Origin of the sequence: Paenibacillus sp. FSL R5-0475 (assembly GCF_038004585.1) — a bacterium.
Classification (GTDB): domain Bacteria; phylum Bacillota; class Bacilli; order Paenibacillales; family Paenibacillaceae; genus Paenibacillus_AQ.
Window position 1 is genome coordinate 744,533 of the sequence record NZ_JBBORK010000001.1, and the last position, 23,803, is coordinate 768,335.

The 23,803-nt window shown below is 45.4% G+C and carries 20 protein-coding genes; 18 read left to right on the plus strand and 2 right to left on the minus strand.

What is annotated here, in order from left to right; genetic code table 11:
• The first annotated feature begins 1 nt into the window (after window position 1).
• The 13 genes from MKX41_RS02980 to MKX41_RS03040 all read left to right on the plus strand — a co-directional run bounded on the left by MKX41_RS02980 (window position 2) and on the right by MKX41_RS03040 (window position 13,970).
• Window positions 2-658 carry an RraA family protein gene (locus tag MKX41_RS02980; RefSeq protein ID WP_052404229.1) on the plus strand — a complete coding sequence of 219 codons (657 nt, stop codon included), beginning with the start codon at window positions 2-4 and terminating at the stop codon, window positions 656-658.
• Between the two features lie 24 nt (window positions 659-682).
• Window positions 683-1,444, plus strand: coding sequence for an SDR family NAD(P)-dependent oxidoreductase (locus tag MKX41_RS02985; protein ID WP_076283236.1), 762 nt, complete (start codon window positions 683-685; stop codon window positions 1,442-1,444).
• Window positions 1,445-1,465: 21 nt separating this feature from the next.
• Window positions 1,466-2,359, plus strand: coding sequence for an SMP-30/gluconolactonase/LRE family protein (locus tag MKX41_RS02990; RefSeq protein WP_081392981.1), 894 nt, complete (start codon window positions 1,466-1,468; stop codon window positions 2,357-2,359).
• A gap of 17 nt (window positions 2,360-2,376) precedes the next feature.
• A complete protein-coding gene (locus MKX41_RS02995) occupies window positions 2,377-3,147 on the plus strand; it encodes an SDR family NAD(P)-dependent oxidoreductase (protein ID WP_076283235.1) in 771 nt (256 codons plus the stop codon).
• Between the two features lie 20 nt (window positions 3,148-3,167).
• A complete protein-coding gene (locus MKX41_RS03000) occupies window positions 3,168-4,067 on the plus strand; it encodes a fumarylacetoacetate hydrolase family protein (RefSeq protein ID WP_340968622.1) in 900 nt (299 codons plus the stop codon).
• A gap of 12 nt (window positions 4,068-4,079) precedes the next feature.
• Window positions 4,080-4,919 (plus strand): amidohydrolase family protein, encoded by an 840-nt coding sequence (locus MKX41_RS03005; protein ID WP_340968625.1) that lies wholly within the window; start codon window positions 4,080-4,082, stop codon window positions 4,917-4,919.
• Window positions 4,920-4,969: 50 nt separating this feature from the next.
• Window positions 4,970-6,739 (plus strand): IlvD/Edd family dehydratase, encoded by a 1,770-nt coding sequence (locus tag MKX41_RS03010; protein ID WP_340968628.1) that lies wholly within the window; start codon window positions 4,970-4,972, stop codon window positions 6,737-6,739.
• Window positions 6,740-7,743: 1,004 nt separating this feature from the next.
• Window positions 7,744-8,760: an NAD-dependent epimerase/dehydratase family protein gene (locus MKX41_RS03015; protein WP_340974801.1), complete on the plus strand. Its 1,017-nt coding sequence runs from the start codon at window positions 7,744-7,746 to the stop codon at window positions 8,758-8,760.
• Complete coding sequence (locus MKX41_RS03020) at window positions 8,760-9,830, plus strand: dihydrodipicolinate synthase family protein (RefSeq protein WP_340968630.1); 1,071 nt, start codon at window positions 8,760-8,762, stop codon at window positions 9,828-9,830. Before MKX41_RS03015 ends, MKX41_RS03020 begins: the two co-directional genes overlap by 1 nt.
• 126 nt (window positions 9,831-9,956) lie before the next feature.
• Window positions 9,957-11,138, plus strand: a complete 1,182-nt coding sequence (locus tag MKX41_RS03025) for a MalY/PatB family protein (RefSeq protein WP_076298577.1) — start codon at window positions 9,957-9,959, stop codon at window positions 11,136-11,138.
• Between the two features lie 118 nt (window positions 11,139-11,256).
• Window positions 11,257-11,565: a hypothetical protein gene (locus MKX41_RS03030; protein WP_076283228.1), complete on the plus strand. Its 309-nt coding sequence runs from the start codon at window positions 11,257-11,259 to the stop codon at window positions 11,563-11,565.
• 42 nt (window positions 11,566-11,607) lie between these two features.
• A complete protein-coding gene (locus MKX41_RS03035) occupies window positions 11,608-12,558 on the plus strand; it encodes a nucleoside hydrolase (RefSeq protein WP_339270167.1) in 951 nt (316 codons plus the stop codon).
• 158 nt (window positions 12,559-12,716) lie between these two features.
• Window positions 12,717-13,970, plus strand: coding sequence for a stalk domain-containing protein (locus MKX41_RS03040; RefSeq protein WP_340968633.1), 1,254 nt, complete (start codon window positions 12,717-12,719; stop codon window positions 13,968-13,970).
• A 54-nt stretch (window positions 13,971-14,024) separates the two neighbouring features.
• Here MKX41_RS03040 and MKX41_RS03045 read toward each other — a convergent pair whose 3' ends face one another.
• On the minus strand, window positions 14,025-14,573 hold the full coding sequence (locus tag MKX41_RS03045; RefSeq protein ID WP_076283225.1) for a hypothetical protein: 549 nt from the start codon (window positions 14,571-14,573) through the stop codon (window positions 14,025-14,027).
• Between the two features lie 757 nt (window positions 14,574-15,330).
• On the opposite strand from MKX41_RS03045, the gene MKX41_RS03050 reads away from it, so the two are divergent.
• The 3 genes from MKX41_RS03050 to MKX41_RS03060 all read left to right on the plus strand — a co-directional run bounded on the left by MKX41_RS03050 (window position 15,331) and on the right by MKX41_RS03060 (window position 19,728).
• The gene (locus MKX41_RS03050; RefSeq protein WP_340968637.1) at window positions 15,331-16,278 is read left to right on the plus strand and encodes a radical SAM protein; all 948 of its coding nucleotides are present in this window, start codon (window positions 15,331-15,333) and stop codon (window positions 16,276-16,278) included.
• A 175-nt stretch (window positions 16,279-16,453) separates the two neighbouring features.
• Complete coding sequence (locus MKX41_RS03055) at window positions 16,454-17,479, plus strand: bile acid:sodium symporter family protein (RefSeq protein WP_076298572.1); 1,026 nt, start codon at window positions 16,454-16,456, stop codon at window positions 17,477-17,479.
• Window positions 17,480-17,694: 215 nt separating this feature from the next.
• Window positions 17,695-19,728 carry a methyl-accepting chemotaxis protein gene (locus MKX41_RS03060; RefSeq protein WP_076283221.1) on the plus strand — a complete coding sequence of 678 codons (2,034 nt, stop codon included), beginning with the start codon at window positions 17,695-17,697 and terminating at the stop codon, window positions 19,726-19,728.
• 150 nt (window positions 19,729-19,878) lie between these two features.
• Here the strand turns inward: MKX41_RS03060 and MKX41_RS03065 are convergent, their stop codons facing one another.
• A complete protein-coding gene (locus MKX41_RS03065) occupies window positions 19,879-21,159 on the minus strand; it encodes a histidine--tRNA ligase (protein ID WP_340968639.1) in 1,281 nt (426 codons plus the stop codon).
• 353 nt (window positions 21,160-21,512) lie between these two features.
• On the opposite strand from MKX41_RS03065, the gene MKX41_RS03070 reads away from it, so the two are divergent.
• Both MKX41_RS03070 and MKX41_RS03075 read left to right on the plus strand, forming a co-directional pair.
• Entirely contained in the window at window positions 21,513-22,166 is a 654-nt protein-coding gene (locus MKX41_RS03070; RefSeq protein ID WP_076283219.1) for an HD domain-containing protein, read from the plus strand.
• 85 nt (window positions 22,167-22,251) lie between these two features.
• On the plus strand, window positions 22,252-23,697 hold the full coding sequence (locus MKX41_RS03075; RefSeq protein WP_340968641.1) for a DEAD/DEAH box helicase: 1,446 nt from the start codon (window positions 22,252-22,254) through the stop codon (window positions 23,695-23,697).
• Window positions 23,698-23,803: the final 106 nt, after the last annotated feature.

Sequence of the window (23,803 nt, forward strand, 5' to 3'; positions counted from 1 at the left end):
TATGAAGGATCAGGAATTGTTCGATAGCATGTGTGAAAAGCTCTACTCTGCGGTAATCTCTGACACGTTGGATCAATTGGGCTATCGTAATCAGGTGATGCGGGAAAATATCAACCCGATAGATCCTACCTGGATCGTTGCCGGAAGAGCTAAGACCATTCTGTCTGTGGATATTCATCATTTGCCGGAAGATCCTTACACGAAGGAGATTGAGGCGGTGGACAGCGTTAAGCCCGGTGAGATTGTCATCGGCTGTACGAATGAATCGCGGCAGAACGGACTGTGGGGAGAGCTATTGTCTACGGCTTCCAAAATGAGAGGTGGCCGCGGAGCCATTGTAGATGGACTAATCCGTGATACTGCTAAAATTCTGGAGCTTGGTTTTCCTGTCTTTGCTACCGGGACCAAACCTGTTGATTCTCAAGGTCGTGGAATTGTTATCGACTATGACATTCCGGTGTTATGCGGTGGCGTAATGGTCCATCCCGGAGATGTAATCTTTGGTGATCGTGATGGTATCGTTGTGATTCCGGGCGCCATCATCGATGAAGTGTTCCAATTAGCTATGGATAAGGTGACTCGCGAGAATCATACACGGGATGAACTGCTCGAAGGATATACCTTGCGGCAGGTCTACGATAAATACGGGGTGCTCTGAACAAGATTCGAGGGAGTGATATACATGAGGCTGGCTGGCAAAAGAGCGCTAATCACAGGTGCAGCAAGAGGAATTGGACTGGGGATCGCCCATCGATTTCTGGAAGAAGGCGCTCAGGTGGTGTTGCTGGACCGAAGTGAGGGTGAGCTTCTTATTGCACTTGAAACCTTGAAGGATTATGGTGAAAAAGCTGCAGTAGAGATATGTGATCTTCGCGATGTCTCACAGTTAGAACAATCTGTTGCCCAAGCCTTTGAAAGGTTCGGTGGGATAGATATTGTAGTGAACAATGCCGGAATCGCCTTTCGTGAACACTTTCTTGACATCTCGGTTGAGCATTGGGATGCAGTATTTGATATCAACGTAAGGGCGGTTTATTTAATAGGTCAGCTTGCAGCGAGACAAATGATTTCTCAGGGTGGCGGAGGCGCCATTATAAATATGAGTTCCAAAAATGGTCTATCAGCAAGCTCGGAGCTCGCGCATTACAATGCTTCTAAGGCTGCTGTTATACTGCTAACCGAATCGATGGCAGTGGAGCTGGCGGCTTATGGGATCCGGGTAAACGCAGTAGCACCGGGATTTGTGGATACACCCCTCGACCGCAAGCTGCGCGAAGCTTCGAAGCTTCCGGCTTATTCGGAGCATACACCGATGAAGCGGGCGGCAACGATAAGGGAAGCTGCCAATGTATTTCTTTTTCTGGCTTCTGATGAAGCCTCCTATGTAACGGGAGAAACCATTCGTGTGGATGGTGGACATTTGGCTAATGGTAGTGAGCTGTAAATAGAAGAAGGAGTGAACGTTTTGGAAATTACAGAAATTCAGGCAGAGTTGATGATTGATGCTCAGGCTGAGCTTGGTGAAGGGCCGCATTGGGATGCCGAATCCAAACAGTTGTACTGGGTGGATGTTACGAGAAGGAAGCTTAGAATATACAACCGGATCACGGGTAATGAAGTAGTCCGCTCCTTCGATCGGATGATCAGCGCAGTGATTCCAACCACTGTGGGAGGACTTGCATTGGCCATGGAGGATGGGGTCTATCTCTCTCAAGCTGAGAATTCTCCTGTCTTATTGACTTCGATAGAAGCAGAGCTACCACTCAACCGATTAAATGATGCCAAATGCGATCGACAAGGCCGACTGTGGGTGGGAACGATAAGCTTGAACAATGATGCGCCGGATTCCGGAGGTTTCTACGTCGTGGAGCCTGATGGTTTCACACACCAATTGTTATCCGGCATCGGCTGCTCGAACGGAATGGCTTGGGACTATTCCCGGAGCAAGATGTATTACATTGATACGCCGACTAGGCAGGTGGATGTATTTGATTACGAGGAAAAGTCTGGAAGGATAAGTAACCGAAGAGTAGCGTTCCGAATTCCTACAACAACTGGCTATCCGGACGGAATGACAATAGATAGTGAAGGCATGCTTTGGGTCGCCCACTGGGGCGGCGGCTGTGTATCACGATGGAACCCGGAGACGGGTGAGCAGCTTGGACTCATTCGAGTTCCAGCACCACTGGTGACCTCGTGTACTTTTGGAGGCAGTGATCTAACGGAACTCTACATTACAACTGCAAGGATAGGGATGCACGAGAAAGAGTTACGTGATTATCCGTTTGCAGGCGGTTTGTTTATGGCTAAGCCCGGGATGACTGGCTTGTTGCCGGGAAACTTTCAGGCTAAGGAGTAGGAAGAGGAGGCAAAGCGATGCGACTCAAAGATAAGATCATCATAATAACCGGAGCTGGCTCGGGAATTGGAAAAAGCACGGCTGCTTTATTCGCTTCAGAAGGAGCGACAGTAATCATTGCCGATGTCCAAGAGGATTCAGGAAAAGCCGCTGTCACTGAAATAGAGGCGACGGGTGGAAATGCGATGTTCATACCCTGTGATGTAACCGATGCTAGCAGTACTACCGTGATGGCTGATCAAGTCTTTAATACTTTTGGACGTATCGATGTGCTCTTTAATAATGCAGGAATCAGTGGCGTGGGTGCGGTACATGAGGTTTCCGAGGAAGTATGGGAGAGGGTCATGCGGGTTAATGTGACGGGTGTGTTCTTAACCTGCAAGGCTGTCCTCCCTTATATGATGAAGACCAAGAAGGGTTCTATCATTAATATGTCCTCTGGCATCGCCGAAATCGGAGTCGCAGAGCGAGCTTCCTACAGTGCTTCTAAGGGAGCTGTTCTATCTTTAACTAAAGCAATGCAGGTTGATTATGCACCTTACGGCATTCGTGTAAATGCGCTGCTACCAGGTACGATTATGACTCCGTTTGTAGAAGGTTATTTGAAGACTTCTCTGGATCCAGAGGCTTCGGTTGCGGCCATTAAGCGTAGACAGCTTAGCGGTGAGCTTGGCAAACCTGAGGATGTGGCACGAGCTGCACTATTTCTAGCTTCCGATGAGTCCGGGTTTGTAATGGGTTCGCCGCTATATGTGGATGGTGGCCTTGTCTTCGGAAAAAATGCATAAAGTGAAGGAGAGTTTTATAGATGAGGCTAGTTACCTTTTTGCAAAAAGAAGATGATCATATGGGCGTTCTAACCGACCATGGTGTGGTGGATATTGAGGCGGCACAGACTGCATTATCCACTCGGACGGAGGTTCCAGTAACGGTTAAGCAATTGCTTGATGGTGGGGAGGATGCACTTAACCAACTGAGGATTTTTGTGAATGAGCTGCCTGAAGGAGAAGTGAATCCATCCTGGCTGAAGCAGGAAGATGAATTAGCATTCGGTCCCTGTGTTACTGATCCTGGAAAAATCATCTGTATTGGCCTTAATTATCGCCGGCATGCGGAAGAGACTGGGATGGCCATTCCGGAATATCCCATCTTGTTCAATAAATTTAACAATACACTAACTGGACATGGCTCAGAAGTTCCGCTTCCGAGGAACAGCCAGAAGGTGGACTATGAGGCAGAGCTTGGCATCGTCATCGGACGAACCGCGAAATATGTGACGGAGGAAGATGCACTGGATTATGTCTTCGGGTATTGTACGGCTAATGATTTGTCGGCGCGAGATTTACAGATGCGGACGAGTCAATGGCTAGCGGGAAAGTCTTGCGATAAATTTTCACCCATTGGGCCTTACTTAGTCACTGCGGATGAAGTAGGCGATCCCAATCAGCTCGATATTCAGTGCACGGTGAATGGTGAACTGCGTCAGAACTCCAACACTTCGGACATGATTTTTAATTGCAAGCAGATTGTCAGCTATGTATCCCAGTGTATGACGCTTTCGCCGGGGGATATTATCCTGACTGGAACACCAGAAGGCGTAGTGATGGGTTACCCTCCAGAGGATCAGGTCTATTTGCAAGCTGGTGATGTGGTCACGGTGCAGATTGAGAAGCTTGGTGCCATTACAAATACGATGGTTATTGAATAGGAGGGAGTAGGGATGATCTTCGATTGTCATACCCATTTGTTTGGACCGGGAATGGTTTCGGGACCTACGGATGAGGCGATCAAACGGGCTTGGGGACCGGATATGAATATCGAAGCAACCCCCGAGCAACATCGTAGTAATTTGGAAGGATTCTCTGGTGCTATCGTATTGGCCATGGCAGCGCATGCAACGGGACTGGTTGTGCCGAATGCTTATGTCGCAGATTACTGTCGCACGGATCCGGATCGATTATTCGGTTTTGCAAGTGTAGATCCCAATCATCTGGATTGTGTTGCTGAATTTGAGACTGCGATCCGTGAGATGGGATTAAAAGGGCTGAAGCTTGCGCCTATCTATCAGAATTTTTATCCTGATGATCCCAGGCATTATGCCCTCTATGCCAAAGCAGAACAGCTAGATGTACCTATTCTTTGGCATCAAGGAACCTCTTTTGTACCGGAGGGTTATCTGGATGCATCAAGGCCGGCGATGCTGGACCCGATTGCCCGTGCTTTTCCGAAGCTAAAGATGATTGTAGCGCATATGGGTCATCCCTGGATTGATGAATGTATTTCATTGGTGCGCAAGCATCCTAATCTGTATATGGACATTTCAGCGTTAGGAAGTAGACCTTGGCAATTTTACAATGCACTGGTGTCTGCGATGGAATATGGGGTTCAAGATAAAATATTGTTTGGGTCGGATTATCCGTTCTTTGGGACACAGAAGATGCTAGATGCTCTGTACCATATCAATGATCTAGCGGAGGGAACGAAGCTGCCACAAATACCGCGAAAATTTATCGAGGACATAATACATCGTCTAACACCGGAGATTATTGGTTTTATCTGAGGGATTAAGTGCTTGGTCTATAAGCGAGGTTGTTAAAAGGAGATGGGGTCATGGCGGAGTGCAGGGACAGCGAGGAGCGTATGGCTGAATCAGGCGGTCAGTTGAAGAGCGAGGCTTATTTTCATGAAAAAGATCTATGGGGATTTATCCATCGTTCCTTCACGAAGTCTATGGGGTACACCGAAGAAGATCTCCGCAAGCCAGTGATCGGCATTTGCAACACGTTTAGTGAGCTGAATAAATGCCATTCCCATTTTAATGAATTGGTGGATTATGTGAAGCGTGGTGTTTGGCAGGCAGGGGGAGTGCCGATGGAATTCCCGACGATTTCGATTGGTGAGCCTTATGTGAAGCCTACAACGATGCTGCTGCGTAATTTGATGGCGATGGATACGGAAGAAATGATGAAGGGGCATCCCATTGACGGGGTAGTGCTGCTTGGGGGTTGCGATAAAACGGTACCCGCTCAGCTGATGGCAGCCGCTAGCGCCAATATTCCAGCCATTGTATTGACAGGTGGCCCTATGCTAAATGGCCGATTGGGCGGGCGTAGCCTTGGAGCGTGCACGGATTGTTATGGCTTTACGCTGGAGCATAAAGCCGGAAATATAAGTGACGAAGAGCTGGCTGTTGCAGAGAATGCAATTTGCCGTAGTGATGGTCACTGCATGGTGATGGGCACAGCAAGCACGATGGCCTCGATCGCCGAAGCAATCGGCATGGCGTTACCGGGCTGTGCGGCTATTCCCGCGCCGGACAGCAGACGCAGGCATATGTCTGAGCGAACGGGCAAGCAGATCGTAGAGCTGGTTCGCCAGGGCATTCGTCCCCGCGACATCATGACTGCGGCGGCGATAGAGAATGCGATCACAGTTACGATGGCGAGCGGCGGATCGACGAACGCTATCATCCATCTTATAGCGATCTCCCAGCGGCTGGGGATGAAGCTGCCTTTAGAGACATTTGACCGGATCAGTAGTCAGACCCCGTTTATTTTGAACCTGCGTCCTTCGGGCAAATATCAAATGGAGGAGTATTTCGAGGCAGGTGGTGTACCCGCACTGATGAAGGAGCTGGAGCCGCTGCTGCATGGGGATTGCTTGACTGTAACGGGCAGAACGGTTGCAGAAAATCTGGTTCAGGCAGTAACGCTGGACAGAGATGTGATTCGTACCTTGGAGGAGCCGCTGGACAGCCAAGGTGGGATTGCCGTATTGCGTGGGAATCTGGCGCCGGATGGGGCGCTGATCAAGCAGACCGCTGTATCCGTTCATCTCAAAAAGCATATCGGACGCGCAGTAGTGTTCGAGAGCCCGGCCGATCTAAATAAGCGGATCGATGATCCTGATCTGGTCGTGGATGAGAACAGTGTGCTAGTGCTTAAAAACGCAGGCCCGAAGGGTGCTCCAGCGATGCCGGAGATCGGGCAAATCCCGATTCCGCAAAAGCTGCTGAAGCAGGGCATACGCGACATGGTCCGCATCTCTGACGCGCGGATTAGCGGTACTTCCTATGGCGCATTAATTGTACATGCGGCGCCGGAAGCTGCTGTCGGTGGTACGCTGGCGCTTGTGCAGGATGGCGACGAAATTGAGCTGGATATTTCCGCGAGGCGCTTAGAGCTGAAGGTGTCGGATGAAGAATTGGCACGACGTAGGGTCTCATGGCAAGCGCCCAAGCCGCACTACGACAGGGGGTATGGCTTACTGTTTCATGAGTGTGTGCTTCAAGCGAACCTCGGTTGTGACTTTGACTTTCTTCTCCCTGTTGAGCTTAGAGAAGAGTTGCTGAGCGAGAGGGAATCGGTGCACATCAAATAATAGCCGAGACTGAAATAATCAAATGCTTGTGAAGATAAAATAGCTGCACTTTATACAACTACAGTATATCGTAATCGTCTCATGTGGACTTTAACTGCACTTCATACAGTTAAATCTTATCAAATCGATGTTTGTAGGCTCATTTTGGATTTTTAATTGCAGATAGTACAACTAAATTGTCATCTACGGGAACAGGAGTTGATATAAGTGTACGAAATACACTTATATCGCACGAATTGTACGAATTGTACGAATTGTACGAATCGCACGTATCGCACGCATTGCACGAATCGCAAGTGTCGCGCATGTCGCAAATATCGCACGAATCGTACGTATTTGCGGCTCCGGAAGTGGCTATCGGAGGAATTGCGACCCTTGTGCAGGATGGCGACGAAATTGAGTTGGATATTTCCGCGAGGCGCTTAAGGCTGTAGGTGTTGGAAGAGAATGAGACCAAGCGTCGGATTACAAGGTAAGCGCCTAAGCTACACTAAGACAAAAGTTAGTATGAGTTTACTAGATTGTCTGACTGAACTGGATAGGCTGGACTGAATTTGGTTTATTGCTTTGAATGATTTGAATGTGATGATTGCTTTGCTTTGAGTGATTGCATTTTATGCAATAGATTCCGCTCTAGAGTGGCTGGATTTTGATTCTATTGCACTTTGTGCAATGAAATTTCAGATAATCACCACTAAACGAGCTTATAGCGGGAATCTGATGTATGAAGTGCAATAGATTCATTTTTTAGCGATGAATTTGGAAATTCTATTGCACATTCTGCAATCAGGGAGTTAGTTTTCGATTGTAGCAAGCTGGTTTGTGAATGTAGCTAGTTAGCTTTCGATTGTAGTTAGCTTGGTTTCCGATCACAACAAGCTAGTTTCTAATCTCAGCTAGCCTAGTTCCCAATTACAATTAGCATCGTGTCCGATTACACCAAGCTTTGAGGTCATTTGTGGTAAAAGCAACAAACTTGAGTCAATGGAGAGGAGAGTTCAATGATGCGAACCGTTCAAGAGTTGGAGGAGCGCTTGGCAAGTCCATCGGCAGCACTGATTGAGGAACTTAGCCAGCTCGATGGAGATATTATGCTACTAGGCGTGGGGGGCAAGATGGGACCCAGTCTCGCAAGGCTAGCGGTGAATGCAATTCGCCAAGCGGGGCTAGACAAGAAAGTTATCGGCGTTTCCCGCTTCTCGAATAAGGAGCTGAGACGAGAGCTTGAAGAGGCCGGGGTCGAGATTATCTCCGCCGATTTGTCTGACGATAAGGCGCTGCAGGCACTCCCTGAAACCCAAAATATTCTCTATATGGCCGGGAATAAATTCGGCACGACCGGGAATGAGCATTTCACTTGGATGATGAATGCCTATCTGCCGGGCCGCGTTGCGGAACGTTTCCGTAATTCACGAATGGTTGTATTCTCGACAGGCAACGTTTACCCTTTTACTCCGGTCAGCCAAGGAGGCGCAACGGAAAGAACTTCTCCGAACGCGAACGGGGAGTATGGGCAATCCTGTCTGGGCCGGGAGCGTATATTTGAACATTTCTCTCATAAAAATGGAACGCCGATGTTCATTTATCGGCTGAATTACGCCATTGATCTGCGGTATGGTGTGTTACTGGAGCTTGCTCGATCGGTTAGGGAGGGACTTCCCATTGATATCACAATGGGTCATGCCAATGTGATCTGGCAAGGGGATGCGAATGAAATCGCATTGCGAGCACTGCTGCGTTGCAGTTCGCCGCCTAATGTCATGAACATTACTGGGCCTGAGACATTGTCCCTGCGCTGGGCTGCGAATGAATTCGGCCGAAAGTTAGGCATTGAGCCGATTTTTACAGGTGCAGAAGCACCTACTGCACTGCTAAGTAATGCAGCGAAAGCCGCTGCCACCTTTGGCTATCCGCGGGTATCGCTGGCCGAAATGATCGACTGGATTGGCGATTGGGTAGGGCAAGGCGGAGAAACCTGGAATAAACCCACGCATTTTCAGGAGCGGGAGGGCAAATATTAATGACACTGACAAGAGTACCTTTGACTTCGGAATTACATGCCGCGCTTCATGATGGGTTGGCTATTCCCGCACATCCTCTCGCCTTAACTAAAGAGCGCAAGCTGGATGAGCGGCGTCAACGGGCACTTACCCGATATTATGTTGCTTCTGGGGCGGGTGGAGTCGCGGTTGCCGTGCATTCCACTCAATTCGAGATCAGGGATCCAGAAGTAGGGCTGCTGGAACCTGTGTTACGTCTAGCTGCGGAAGAGGTGGAGCTTGCCCAGCTAAATCGGCCATTCATGAAAGTAGCGGGTATTTGCGGTGGGACGGAGCAGGCTGTTCTTGAAGCGCGCCTTGCCGCAAGCTTTGGGTATGAAGCGGGACTGCTTAGCATGGGAGGCCTGCAAACCTTGAGTGAGGAAGAACTGCTAGAACGAACACGCAGAGTGGCAGATGTGATTCCGGTGTTTGGTTTCTACCTTCAGCCGTCGGTGGGAGGACGGATTTTAAGCTTTGATTTTTGGAAGGCATTCGCTGAAATAGAAGGCGTAATCGCCATCAAAATGGCGCCGTTCAATCGTTATCAGACGCTGGATGTAGTCAGAGCTGTGCTTGAATCCAGCCGTTGCGAAGAAATTGCTCTGTACACCGGAAATGATGATAATATTGTCAGCGATCTGCTCACGACCTTCCGATTTATGGTGAACGGCAAACCCGTTGAGAAAAAAATAGTCGGTGGCCTTCTTGGCCACTGGGCGGTCTGGACGAGCAAAGCAGTACAGCTGCTTAATGAGATTAAAAAGGTCAGAAATGAACCCTCGTTGGCATCCAATTGGTTGACGCTTGGGGCTGAAGTGACGGATAGCAATGCGGCGATATTTGATCCCGCGCATCATTTTCATGGCTGTATCCCGGGTATTCATGAAGTGCTTCGCCATCAAGGATTGCTTGAAGGCTTATGGTGTCTAAATCCGGAGGAACAATTATCCCCGGGGCAAGTGGAGGAAATCAACAGAGTGCGCAGAGACTATCCCCATCTAGTGGATGATGGATTTGTGGCATCGCATTTGGAAGATTGGCTGCAATAACACGTAGTTATATAAGAGTTAAGGAGGGCGCACTTTCGACAAGTGCGTTCTTTCTTATCCAGAGTGCGATATCCTCCGCCTCATGATACAATAAGGGACAAGTTTATAAGGATGAGGTGACTTTAATTGAAGTATGATTTCGATCGCGTAATTGACCGCCGTAATACACGTTCTTACAAGTGGGACCAGTCCGAGAAGTTGTTTGGTGAGAAGGATATTATGCCACTTTGGGTGGCAGACATGGATTTTGAAAGTCCTCCTGCAGTGAAGGAAGCGATTCTGCGCCGCGCAGAACAAGGGGTTTACGGATACAGTGTACCTAGTGACTCTTATAAAGAAGCTATCACGTCGTGGTTCAGAAGACGGCATGATTGGGAAATTAAACCGGAATGGATTTCGGATTCTCCCGGAATCGTAACCTCCTTAAGTTTTGCTGTAGAGCTGTTTACCGAGCCAGGGGACGAGGTTATTTTACAGTCGCCAGTCTATTATCCCTTCTATGACGTCATCCAAATGAATGATCGCAAGGTCGCCAAGAATCCGCTTGTTATTCGTAATGGACGCTTCGAGATGGATTATGAGCAATTGGAAGGGCTGATGCAAGGTGGAGCCAAGCTGCTGCTTTTATGCAGTCCGCATAATCCGGGTGGTAGAGTATGGGAAAGAGAAGAGCTGCTGAAGCTTGGTGAGCTCTGTCTGCGTTATGGAGTGACCGTAATCTCTGATGAGATTCATTGTGACTTGGCGCTTCCAGGTTATGAGCATATCCCTTTTGCATCCTTATCTGAGGAAATTGCGAATATTACACTAACCACACTTGCCGCGACCAAAACCTTCAATCTACCGGGGTTACAATCTTCTTTTATCGTGTCTTCCAATCCGGAATTGAAGCTTAAATTTGATCGAAAAATGAAAGCCTTGAGTTTACATATGGCTAGCTACTTCGCCCAAGGTGCAGTAGAAGCTGCCTATAATGATGGTGAAGAATGGTTGGATGAGCTTTTAGAGTACGTGTCAGGCAATGTGGACTATGCGATTAGCTATCTGTCGGAGCATTTGCCGCAGGTCCAAGTGATGCATCCGCAAGGCACATACCTGCTATGGGTTGATTGCCGTGGTCTAAATCTGGATATAGATGGACTTAAACAGCTGATGTACAAAGAGGCTAAAGTTGCTTTTAATGAAGGCTCTGTCTTTGGAACTGAGGGACAAGGTCATCTGCGGATCAATCTAGCTTGTCCTAGATCTATTCTAGTTGAAGCGCTGGAACGCTTTTGCCGAGCAGCTGTAGCTTATACTGCGAAATAAAAGGTAATTACTGAAGCTTGATGATTCCTTCTAAGGGGATCGTCGAGCTTCTTTATTTTGCAAAAAGGTAAAAAGAATAATAAAATGGAGTCCATTACGTCAAGCAGGAGGACTTCAAATGAAATGGGTAGCTCAGCTTCCGTATTATAAGATACAGCGAGAAATTAAGGATGGAGAACAACGAAGTATTACATGCAATCGCTTAATGTATTTGTACAAAGATAGAGTCGTGACTCGTCATCGTGAATTTCCAATAAAAGATATTTTAGATATGTCCTATCGCTCAATGGGAGGTTCAGAGGGGATGTTCTATCTGTATACGAGTAAGGGTGTATATACTTATTTGGTAGAGTGTGATCCTGAAAGCTTTATTCATACTTTTAAAGAACAGCAAATGAATAAAATTGAGCGTACGGGTAGGCCGTGATATGATAATCCATACGACATTGCAGGGTGGGAGAGAACATAAATGAGCAAAACACGAATTATTATTGATGCAGACACAGGTATTGATGACGCACTGGCGATTTTGTATGCCTTACGCGCTCCAAATGTAATTGTAGAAGGAATTACAACCGTTTTTGGGAATATTGATGTCGACAAGGCGGCGGACAATTCACTGCGACTGATTGAGCTTGCTAAGCCTGGTTATGAGATTCCTGTAGCTATTGGAGCATCCAAGGCACTTGTTCGTGAGCACTCAGGCTACGCCACTCATGTGCATGGTGAGAACGGTATTGGTAATGTGGAAATTGCTCCATCCAGCCAGCGTCCCATTAGCGAAACTGCATCTGAGTTTATTGTTCGGATGGCTAATGAGAATCCCGGAGAAATTGTATTAGTTACACTGGCACATCTAACCAACCTTTCGATGGCGCTTGATATGGACCCTGGTATTAAGAATACTTTGAAAAAAGTAGTGGTGATGGGCGGTACGATCTTCAATCCCGGCAATAGAACACCGGTTGCAGAAGCGAATATTGCTGGAGACCCTGAAGCTGCAGATCATGTATTTACATCTGGACTTCCCGTTATGATGGTGGGCTTAGACGTTACGCTTAAGACGCGGATTACCCAAGAGCATATCGATTTATTGAACCGTTTTGGACGTGAAGAAAATAAAGCGATCATTTCGTTTATGGAGCAATCGCTCACTCATTATTTTAATTTCTACCGCGAAGCGAACTTTTTGATTAACAGCGCACCGCTGCATGATCCACTAGCACTTATGGTTGCGCTGCAACCGGATCTAGTAACCTATAAAGAGATGAATGTTCGTGTGGAGCACAAAGGTGAGTTTACATCGGGAATGGTCGTAGCGGATTTGCGGGCTCTGCCAAAAGTGGGTAAACCCATACAAGTTGCTGTGGATGTTGATGTTGAACGAGCAGTGGGAACCTTTTTGAGCGTGTTTATGTAATTTTGTCGACCTCTACTAATATGAAAAATAATTTCGAAGCTCATAGATGACAATCTATTAATTTTACAATTGGATAATCTTTGGTAAAATGGTAGAAGACATATAAAGAGTTTAAGAGATTACACTTCATATTATGGAAGATGGGAGACTTAACAGTCATGAACAAACGGATTGGCAAATTGGTTTTATGTCTGGCGATTTCGCTAGGCGGCACCACGGCATTATTCCAAAACACTACACAAGCAGCCCCCGCAGGTGGAGTTAGTATTGTGCTGGATGGTTATGCACTGCCGTTTCCAGTAGAGCCTGTTGTGATGAACGGAACAACGATGGTTCCATTCCGGGCGATATCAGAAGCGCTGGGGATCAACGTAGAGTGGAATCAAGCGCTTAAGAAAATTACCGCGACCAAGACGGATACAGCGGGTACTAAAGTGGTAACGTTGACCCTTGGTAGTAAAAATGCAGGCGTAAACGGCGAAGTTGTGAAGCTAGGGGTTGCCCCGCAAACGATCCGTAATAACACGATGATTCCACTCAGCTTTTTCGGCCAGCAGTTTGGTGCGGGCGTAGCTTGGGATCAAGCAACCAAAACGGTATCGATCACTTCACCAAAGACGGATATGTATAAGCTGGGCTTTTATGCGCTTAGCTCATACAGTGAAATTTCGTTACTTCCTAGCTTTGATGCTGTAGCTTTTGGGTGGAGCGGGATTGATAAAAGTGGACAATTCACCACGACAGGCACTGACTTTAGATGGCCTCAAGCAGCTGGGGATGTAACCCCAGAGTCTATTATCTCGAATGCAGCAGCAGGTGGCACAGCGCCTTATCTGATGGTCTTTTCTGGTGACACTGCAGCGGAGCTCACGAAGAATCTGGAAGATAAAGTGCTTCAAGAGCAGACGATTACAGGAATCATTGATCTGGCTACACAAAAGGGATTCCAAGGCATCACGCTGGATCTCGAAGGACTGGGTCTAACGGGAGATAAAGCAAAGGTGCAAGCCGATTACAATGCTTTTGTGAAGAATTTGTCTCAAAAAGCACATGCAGCAGGTCTTAAGCTCACGGTTATTCTTCATCCATTAAACAGCTCTTATAAAGGTTATGATTACAAGACGCTGGGAAGCCTCGCAGACGATTTGGTCATTATGGCTTATGATTATTTGCAAGAGAAAAAAATTCCAGAGCCGATGAGTTTAGTTGATGAAGGCATCCGGCTTGCACTTCAGCAAGTGAGTAAGGATAAGCTGATTCTCGGTATTTCCGTATACAGTGAGAATGAAACATCAGTAAATTCCAAGGTTGGACTTGCTAAACGTTATGGTCTTAAAGGGATTGCAATTTGGCGTGTGGGCTTGATTGGACAGCCTGTCTGGAATGAGATGGGCAAGTCGGTGGAGTTGTAGGCGGGATTATGATACGTTATCAAAAGAAAAGGGCTGCCATTTGGCAGCCTTTTTTTATTCATACGTACCATTCTTGATGGACTCGATAGTAGTGAACATCCCTGAGTATACATTTTTAATGTTGGGTTCGTTTACTTTGCCGTTGTAAAGCCCGTATTCCCAAGATCTAAATTTTTCACCATTATGGAAATAGCCTGTGACATACATATCATTATTAAAATTTATTAAAGAATAGTGCTCATACGATACGTCTTCAAGAACAAACGGCATAAATGATTTCGTAGCTCCAATAAAGAAGAAAGGAACACCTGCATTTGTGTATACTTTAACATACTTGTTGTCGTCCGCTTCTTTCAGATGCTCTTTCGTAATAACTACAGCATCATATTGGGAGGAGAGCTTTGAATATTCTTCTAACTCCTCAAAAGAAATACTTGTGAAGTGCACATGTTCTTCTCTTATTTTAGGGACCGCGCCAACAACACCTATAAATAAGCTTTTCCCTGAGTACAGCGGTGTATCAACCGTATCGGCATTAGATGTACAGCCTGTAACAAATATGAATATTAGTATTATGAGTGAGTTTAGGATGATTTTCCTCATCTTTTGGCTCCTTTCAAGAGTCCTACATGAGTTGTGTTTGCTTACAATAAAGCATTATACTGGAAATTAATGGTTCAGACCAGTAAATGGGTCATGGAATTCGAAAGAAGCCTGATTCAGAGGAGGGTTATGTTGCATCCAATTACAGCAATAGAAATCATATTTTTGGTTGTTTTTGTCCTCATTATATTTGGAGTAGCCTTGTTTTTACCCCGTAAGATTAGGAGGTCTGGTTTAATTATAGTATCTTCAATAACTGTACTTTTGCTTTTATCCTTCGCTATTCGCCCCTACTGGATTGATTATCAAGTATCCCGAAAAACAGAACAACTCAATCACTAAATCCTTATCATTTACAAGTTAGATTTAAAAACGAAGAAGGTTGGATTTATATTTATTCAGTAGTAAATGAGAAGAAAATTCACCAGAGCGTGTGGATACCATTAGGTGGCAACTCTTTCGAAGAAGGAAAGCATTACGAAAAATGAGATCAGCTGAGTAGTGACGAAGGGAAGTTTGGAGCTGTAGGAGCGATAGCGACCGCCTGAAAGCTTTCCGTAGGAAAGCTCACTTCGTAAGCATAGGCTGTCTCCGGAAGTCCAAACATTCCCGTAGTTACGACTGAAGCTGCTGACCTGGATTTCTCAAACACACTTCGACTGTTATATACCTCACATTAACCTAAGCCATATACCTTTATAATCTCTAAGATTGAACCCTTGAATCAAATCATTATTTTTCAGGAGGACTTTAGAGAATGAGATATAAAGCATTGGAACTAGACAAACCGCTTACTTATGAGCTGGAAGGCTTAGAAATAGGAGTTACCTCGAACTGTAATTTTCGCTGCGATTATTGTTGTGCGTATAATAGAAATGATGGACAAAGCATCAAGGCTAAAGAGGTTATCCGAATTCTTGAAGAGCTTCCTGGTCTGAAAAGAGTACGCTTGTCAGGTGGCGAGGTTACATTAAAGTTCGATGACTGTGTGGAGATTGTAACCTACTGCTCATCCAGAAGGATTCAGACACAGCTCAATTCGAACGGCAGTCTTTTAAATGCTGAACGGATTGATCAATTAGTCGCGGCAGGATTAACGACGATACATATTTCCTTCAATTTTACTACAGCGGACGCCTTCTCTCGTTATTATAATATTCATCCAAGCATTTACGAGAAAATTAGAGAGAACATTACTATGTTCGCGGCAACTAGTGTAGATACGGTGCTGGAAACGCTGTTGTTCAGCGAAACTCAGGATAATATGAAGGAAATTAGTGGTCACGTATATGCGATGGGTGTTAGAACACATGAGATTCAGAACAGTATTATCATGGATCATACGGGTTGGAAGTCTATAGCTGCCCGTGAACAATTAAAGAATGCTGTGAGTGAACTGATCGCTATGAAGAAAGAGGATACGACCCTGTATTTCACTTGCATGGACCGGTTTATGGATGCGCTTGGGTTCGAGGAGCAACCGGGCGTTTATTTTCCACACTGCATTGAGGGCAAGAAACAGCTTCATCTACATGGCAATGGAGACATCCTGATCTCTGAATTATGTCATCCCGTTATTATTGGAAACATTTATCAGGGAACCTCACTGAAGGACTTATATAGTAACATGCCAGCGCCTTTGGCTCAGTTCCTGGATAAACTGCCATGCCCAGCACTGGACGCATTGTTTCCGCAAGGGGTTTAAATCGTTAAGCATTGCTATAAAATTACTACTTGGAGCCAATTTATTGAATTGGTTCCTTTTTTGTGTAGTAGATTAATGGAAAGTCCTGTATGATTTCTGTAAGCTTATAGAGACTGCTACAACTTAAATTTGCGGATAAGGAATGTATGACATCCATACATAAGGTGTGCGACACATGCTTACGAATATAAGAAATGGACTCATCAAATCCAATGTTGTTCTCGAAAAAATCATGCCACTATTAACACCTACTGCCATCGTGGTTGGTGTGCTTAATGAAAGCAGACTGCTACCATTCACAGGTCTCGTCCCATGGATATTCGCCTTTATGACATTGATCGGGAGCTTGAAATCCAATCTCAAAGATCTGCTGGGCGTACTGCTGAAACCACAGAAGTTGATCGTGTTGATGATTATTCTTCATATCGTGATGCCGCTCATTGGCTGGCTCGTTGCAAGTGCTGTTTTTCCGGGAGATCCTTACACAGTGACAGGATTTGTACTGTTGTTTGCGATCCCAACGGGTGTCGTTAGCGTGGTGTGGGTATCTATATACGGCGGGAACATTGCACTAACTTTGGCACTTATTCTGATCGATACGCTCTTGTCACCGATTGTCGTTCCGGGTACCTTGTATTTGCTCATGGGAGCGAGTGTGGAGATTCAGCTTGGGGAAATGATGAAAGGACTCCTATGGATGGTTGTCATTCCTTCGGTAGTCGGGATGCTTCTGAATCAATGGACAAAAGGCAAGGTGAATACGGTATGTGGACCTCCGCTTTCCCCATTTGTAAAGGTTGGGTTGTTCATGGTTGTTTCTATTAATGGTGCTAGCATTGCCCGTTATCTGAAACACCCGGATAGTAAATTAGCGATTATTATTGGCGTAACCTTCGTAACCGTAGTTCTCGGATATGTAATCGGAGCATTGGTATCGCGCCGTTTCCGCTTTAGCTACGAAGATTCTGTGGCCGTACAATTTAATTCCGGCATGCGTAATTTAAGCGCGGGAGCTGTGCTCGCAGTAAAATATTTTCCTCCGGCTGTTGCACTCCCTGTGATTTCAGGAATGTTATTCCAGCAAATTCTCGCTGCAATGTCTGGTCTGTTTTTACGTAGCAGAACTAAACACCCTTTAACAGATGGTGCAATTACGCAAGTTTCCTCAGCGTCCCAGTCAGAACCGCCTATTTCATCTTAGAAATAAAACAGGTCTTAATAACTAGTAAAAAGAAGATGACCGAACTAGTAGAACTAGTTTTTTCTGCATTTATATGCAAAAATTCGACATTTTTTGATATTTTCCGTATTTTCGCTTCGTCAATATTCACTAATTTATCATCATATCCGATAGTAGTTGTATTATTTACAATTGCATTGTTCTCTAATGAACAGTAGTCGGAAGGATGAGGGAAAATGAAGATTCGTCTTAAACTATCACTTATGATGATAGGTGTGACCCTATTATGTATTGCAGTAATGGGGGTTTTTACATATTTAAGGTCAACTCAGGCCATTGTGAGCCTTACTGAGAATTCTATGAAGCAGGTCAATACGAATAAAGCTCAGACCATATCGGCTATGATTTCGAAGGAGCAGAGAAGTATTGAACTTATTGCGGGAAGGTCGGAAATTGTCGAATTATTACTCCAAGCAGGGAATGGTGGCGTCGCCAAGGGGAGTAAGCTACAGAATGAGGTGAATATCAGCCTTCAGGGAATTGTGAAGGATGCTGGGAACCTCGAACATGCTTTTGTCAGTGATATGAATGGCATCGCTGTGGCTGACAGTGATATTAAGCTTATAGGTACGGATTTCAGTGATAGAAATTATACGAAGAAAGTAATGGAGACTGCGGCGCCGGTAATTAGCGAAACACTGAAATCGAAATCTACTGGGGCTTATGTGGTAGGATTTGTACATCCGGTTAAGAGTAACGGGAAGATGATTGGATATGTAGCTTCAGCGGTTTCCGCAGATAGTATGATTAAGTATTTAGCAGATGCAAAAGTAGTAAATACAACGACTTCGTATGCTTATCTTCTCGATGAGAATGGGAATACACTGTATCATCCGGATAAGAAGCAAGTAGGACAACCTGTTGCCAATGATCAGATCATGGCTGTGGTGAAGCGTGTGAAATCTGGTGAAAAAGTAGAAGATAGCCTGCTTAGCTATACATATAATGATGTGGATAAAAAATCAGCCTATACCGTTATGCCTGAGACCCACTGGTTGCTTGGGATAACCGCAAATTTAGATGAAATTGTAAAACCTGTGAATGAGATGAGAAGCTTTAATCTGTTTCTGGGTGCAGGAAGTTTGATTATTGCATTGTTGATTGCTTTATATTTTGCTCAAAAAATCTCTTCACCGATTGCTAAACTGACAGAGTTGATAAATAGAACGGCAGAGTTGAATCTGACGTATGACTCCCAGTACGAGTATCTGACGAAAAACAAAGATGAAACAGGTACGATAGCCATAGCGATGCTCCGAACACGGGTTATTCTTCGTGATATGGCGGGTAGTCTAATCATGATCTCGACCAAGGTGCTTGATAATGCGGAGACTCTTGAAAAGCTGTCTATAGATGTACGGGAGAATGCTCATGATAATTCGGCAACTACACAGCAGCTTTCGGCAGGGATGGAGGAGACAGCAGCTTCAACACAAGAGATGACGGCAGCGATAACTGAAATTGATATTAATGTGTCCGAGATCTCCAGTAATGTGAAGGAAGGCGCTGAAGTTTCCAAGCAGATCAGTGAGCGGGCGATGGTGTTACAAGATGAGGCGATAGAGTCTACGGATAATGCGAAGCGAGTGTATGAATCTGTTCGTATCGATATGGAAAAAGCAATTGAACAGTCGAATGCGATCTCAGAGATTAATGTACTGGCGGATACGATTCTATCGATTACTAGTCAGACCAATCTGCTTGCTTTGAATGCAGCGATCGAAGCGGCTAGAGCAGGTGAGGCAGGTAGAGGATTTGCTGTTGTAGCTGGTGAAATCCGCAAGTTGGCTGAGAAATCGTCAGAGACTGCGGCTGGGATTCAAGGGGTCGTTTCAGGAGTTTATGCTTCTGTTGAACTAATGAAGGAAAATTCAGAGGCGTTACTAGCTTTTATTGACCAGAATGTTCTTGGAGACTATGAGCGGTTAACGGAGGTAAGTCAGCAATATAACAGAGATGCTACAACAGTGAATTTGCTGATGAATCAATTTGAGACCGCGGCTGATCATCTAAGTATGGCCGTTTCTAGTATTTCTATAGCGGTCAATGAAGTGGCTGCTACAGTAAATGAGGGGGCTATTGGGATTCAGGATATTGCGGTGAAGACGGCTGATATCGTTGAGAAGACATTCCATGAAGTTACGGTGGCTGACGAGAATACCCAAAGTGCCAAGGAGCTACAGGGGCTGGTAGATCGGTTTAAGATCTAAGTAGGATTAAGGGAATCTTTATCCGTCATTCATAAAATATTAAGCTTGTAAGGTTATAGTACATATATAACCTCCCTTAAATATAAACTTTGCCCCGCCGGCCGTCGGCGGGGTCTTTTTTTATGTGAATCTTTTTAAGCGAATACCAGCTTAGCCAGTGATGAGGTAAATAGCTTCATCCAGCGGAACGATAACCTCTGTTTGTTCTACCATATCTTTCAAACGTACCTTATCAACACTTGATTCGCTTTCGCCGATCAGTATAACGTAACGGATGTTTTTGGATGAAGCTGTGGCGAGCTGCTTTTTTAATTTTCTTTTACCGGATACGAGAGTGGTTCTTATAGAACAGGCACGCAGCTCGGCTGCTGCAATTAAAGCTTGTGGTAGTGTCTCACCAATGGGAATGACCATAACATTTGCTGCTCTATTTTCTTGGATAGGTCGTTCTGCTAGGAGCGCCATGATTGACTCCATACCAAAAGACAACCCCACCGTAGGATATTGAATATCCTCTCTGCCCACTAGCTGTCCGATAATCGCGTCATATCTGCCTCCGCCACCCAAGCTTGAGGCAAAGGAACCAGATGCATCAAAGATCTCGTAAACTGTTCCTGTGTAGAATGAAAGACCTCGGGATAAGAAAGGATCGAAGCGGCAAATCTCCTGTAGTCCAATGTCTTGGATTAGATTTTGTAGGACGAGAACCTCTGACGCACCCGGTTGTGTTGTGAGATTGTATTTGTCGCATAACTGCTCAAAGCCTGGATTATCCATTTCGATAAGCGCTAGAATCGCCGCGATGGTTGCAGGTTCTAGCCCCTTGCCAATCAACTCGTTCTCCACTCCACTAATGTTGATTTTCTCAAGTTTATCAAGGGTAAGCATAACGGATAGTTGCTCTTCCGCAGGTACGCCGATGGACTCTAGAATCTCACCGAGAAAACGTCGATTGTTCCATTTTAGGATGATAGGAATGTCTAGCTTGCGGAACGCTTCGGTAGCCAGTTGCATTAGCTCAGCTTCAGCCTCAGGGCCGGAAATGCCGACCACATCGACATCACATTGCAGGAATTCACGCAGACGCCCACGTTTTACGGGTCCATCTCGGAACACTTTTCCGATCTCATACCGCTTAAAGGGAAACTCTATCCCTGGATTTAAAGCGATCACTTTGGCAAAAGGGATGGTCAGATCATAGCGTAACCCTACCTTGCGGTTGCCTTGATCTGTAAGTTGGTACATTTCCTTAAGAATTTCGTCCCCGCCTGCATATTTTGAAGTTAATAACTCCAATTCATTTAATAACGTCGAATCCATCGATTCAAAATCATAGAGCTCGAACAAGTCCTGTAGCGTATTTTGAATGTTCTTTCTGAGCGCTTGCTCTTGACCGAAGTAATCATAAGTTCCTTTAATGTTTTGCATCATTAGTAGCTCCTTTGAATTGGCATAGTTTAGAAAATAAAAAAACGCGCAGGACCTCTTGGTCCTGCGCGTGATCTATGCCGCAGGGAGGCCAACGCGAGTAGCGTTAGCCTCCCTGAAAAAATTCAGGAGTGCTAACGCTGTTTGTGATAATAATGAAGTTGATTCAGCATGATTGTATTTGTATTCATCAGAACCAATTCCCTTCGAAATTTTGATTACTGCCGATTATAGCCGATCATTTGGAGTCGTGCAAGCAAGAATTTATAATTTGTTCGATTTCTTGTGGGCGAATGGACAAGTTATCAGCTATAATAGGGCTTCGATATTCCTTAAGGAAAGGGAGTTTTTCTACGATGAATGAATCTTTAATTATAGCTCGAACCGAAGATTTTGTTAAAGAACAACTTGGACAAGATACTACGGGTCATGACTGGTGGCATTGCGATAGAGTGCGCAACACCGCCGCTGAAATTGCCCAGATCGAGAGCGCAGATGTATTTGTTTGCACGATGGCCGCCTTGCTGCATGATGTTGCTGACGAGAAGCTTAATCCGTCTAAAGAAGAAGGTTTGCTTAAAGTACGTACTTGGCTTTCTTCAAACCTTACAGATGAGCAACAAATTAATCATATTATGATGATTATTGAGACGATGTCCTTTAGTGGTGGCGGGGGAGAACCGATGCATACGCTTGAAGGCCAAGTGGTTCAAGATGCCGATCGACTTGATGCGCTTGGTGCGATTGGCATTGCCAGAACCTTTATTTTCTCAGGGGCGAAAGGTCGTCCAGCTTATGATCCAGAAGTGTCTCCAAGAGATGAATCGCTTCAAAAGGAGTACAGGGATTACAGCAAAGGAACGGCTATCAATCATTTTTATGAGAAGTTATTAAAATTAAAATTCCTGATGAATACAACCTATGGACGCAAGTTAGCAGAAGAACGGCATGATTTTATGCTTAATTATCTGGACCAGTTCTATAAGGAATGGAATCAAGGGAGCCAATAGCTGTTATAATGATAAGTATGCACAAGATGAAGGATCGCGGAGTTTCCGCTTTAACCAGAACAATCGGCATAGAAGAGGTTGAACGATGAGTGAATTGCAATTTAGAGATTATGAGTTAAACGAAGACATTATTAAAGCGCTGGATGTCCTGAAATATGAGACGCCAACAGAAGTTCAAAGCAAAGTGATCCCTGTAGCTCTTCAGCAAAAGGATCTGATCGTTAAATCGCAAACGGGTAGCGGAAAGACGGCAGCTTACGGAATCCCCGTCTGTGATTTGGTGGATTGGGTGGAGAATAAGCCGCAGGCTTTGATTCTAACGCCTACTCGGGAGCTTGCCATGCAAGTGAAAGAGGATATCACCAACATTGGACGATTTAAACGGGTTAAGGCCGTGGCTCTTTTCGGTAAGCAGCCTTTTGCTCCACAAAAAATTGAACTTACTCAAAAAACACATGTTGTCGTAGGTACGCCTGGACGTGTGTTCGACCATATTGAAAGAGGCACGCTTCCGCTAAATCGGATCAAGTATTTGATCATCGATGAAGCAGACGAAATGCTGAGCATGGGGTTCATTGAGCAGATCGAAAAGATCATTAAGCAGCTGCCAAAAGAACGGGTGACTTGTGTTTTCTCCGCTACATTACCGGAAGTGATTAAGAATTTGTGCCGGAAATATATGAGCGATCCAACGGAAATTGAGATTCAAGCAAGTGGAATTACAACCGCTACAATTGAACATGCGTTGATCGAAGTGAGACAAGCTGCTAAGTTCTCGCTACTGAGCGATATTATTACGGTGGAGAATCCGGATAGCTGCATTATCTTTTGCCGTACACAAGAACAGGTGAATGTGGTATTTAGAGGGCTGGCTGATTTGGAATATCCCTGTGATAAGATCCACGGGGGAATGGAGCAGGACGAGCGTTTTGAGGTCATGAATGCTTTTAAAAGAGGGCAGTTCCGTTATCTAATCGCTACCGATGTAGCGGCAAGAGGCATTGATATCGAGAACATCACTCACGTGATTAATTACGATATTCCACTGGAAAAAGAAAGCTACGTGCACCGTACAGGCAGAACTGCTCGTGCAGGTAAGACAGGCAAAGCGATCACTTTTGTCACTCCAAATGAGCAAAAGTGGGTGAAGGACATTGAAGGCTATATTGGCTTTAGCATCCCGAACATGAAAGCTCCTTCGGATGATGCCGTTGCTTACGCGAAGGAAGCTTTCGAGCAGAAGATTAACAAGCAGCCTGTCCGCAAGAAGGACAAAAGCGAAAGCTTGAACAAAGAGATCATGAAGCTGTACTTCAACGGCGGCAAGAAAAAGAAGCTAAGAGCCGTGGACTTTGTCGGCAGAATCGCAAAGCTTGAGGGTATATCTGCAGAAGATATCGGTATTATCTCGATTCAGGACAATGTGACCTACGTGGATATTTTGAACGGTAAAGGTGCAATGGTACTGCAAGCGATGAGAGAGACGACGGTGAAGGGCAAGCAGCTTAAAGTGCATATTGCGAAGAAATAAGTACGTGAACAGCAGTTTATCGCTAATCACCATTCATAAGTGCCGCCATTGATGCGGTTTAATTAAGAGGGAGTCGTGTTCTTTACGCGGCTCCTTTTTTATTTGT

Bases quoted from the DNA above. Each gene is read 5' to 3' on its own strand.
- MKX41_RS03020 (WP_340968630.1), top strand. From the start codon at position 8,760: ATGACACTGACAAGAGTACCTTTGACTTCGGAATTACATGCCGCGCTT.
- MKX41_RS02980 (WP_052404229.1), top strand. From the start codon at position 2: ATGAAGGATCAGGAATTGTTCGATAGCATGTGTGAAAAGCTCTACTCT.
- MKX41_RS03040 (WP_340968633.1), top strand. From the start codon at position 12,717: ATGAACAAACGGATTGGCAAATTGGTTTTATGTCTGGCGATTTCGCTA.
- MKX41_RS03035 (WP_339270167.1), top strand. From the start codon at position 11,608: ATGAGCAAAACACGAATTATTATTGATGCAGACACAGGTATTGATGAC.
- MKX41_RS03075 (WP_340968641.1), top strand. From the start codon at position 22,252: ATGAGTGAATTGCAATTTAGAGATTATGAGTTAAACGAAGACATTATT.
- MKX41_RS03045 (WP_076283225.1), bottom strand. From the start codon at position 14,573: ATGAGGAAAATCATCCTAAACTCACTCATAATACTAATATTCATATTT.
- MKX41_RS03015 (WP_340974801.1), top strand. From the start codon at position 7,744: ATGCGAACCGTTCAAGAGTTGGAGGAGCGCTTGGCAAGTCCATCGGCA.
- MKX41_RS03065 (WP_340968639.1), bottom strand. From the start codon at position 21,159: ATGATGCAAAACATTAAAGGAACTTATGATTACTTCGGTCAAGAGCAA.
- MKX41_RS03060 (WP_076283221.1), top strand. From the start codon at position 17,695: ATGAAGATTCGTCTTAAACTATCACTTATGATGATAGGTGTGACCCTA.
- MKX41_RS03010 (WP_340968628.1), top strand. From the start codon at position 4,970: ATGGCGGAGTGCAGGGACAGCGAGGAGCGTATGGCTGAATCAGGCGGT.
- MKX41_RS03070 (WP_076283219.1), top strand. From the start codon at position 21,513: ATGAATGAATCTTTAATTATAGCTCGAACCGAAGATTTTGTTAAAGAA.
- MKX41_RS02985 (WP_076283236.1), top strand. From the start codon at position 683: ATGAGGCTGGCTGGCAAAAGAGCGCTAATCACAGGTGCAGCAAGAGGA.
- MKX41_RS03030 (WP_076283228.1), top strand. From the start codon at position 11,257: ATGAAATGGGTAGCTCAGCTTCCGTATTATAAGATACAGCGAGAAATT.
- MKX41_RS03055 (WP_076298572.1), top strand. From the start codon at position 16,454: ATGCTTACGAATATAAGAAATGGACTCATCAAATCCAATGTTGTTCTC.
- MKX41_RS02995 (WP_076283235.1), top strand. From the start codon at position 2,377: ATGCGACTCAAAGATAAGATCATCATAATAACCGGAGCTGGCTCGGGA.
- MKX41_RS03000 (WP_340968622.1), top strand. From the start codon at position 3,168: ATGAGGCTAGTTACCTTTTTGCAAAAAGAAGATGATCATATGGGCGTT.
- MKX41_RS03050 (WP_340968637.1), top strand. From the start codon at position 15,331: ATGAGATATAAAGCATTGGAACTAGACAAACCGCTTACTTATGAGCTG.
- MKX41_RS03005 (WP_340968625.1), top strand. From the start codon at position 4,080: ATGATCTTCGATTGTCATACCCATTTGTTTGGACCGGGAATGGTTTCG.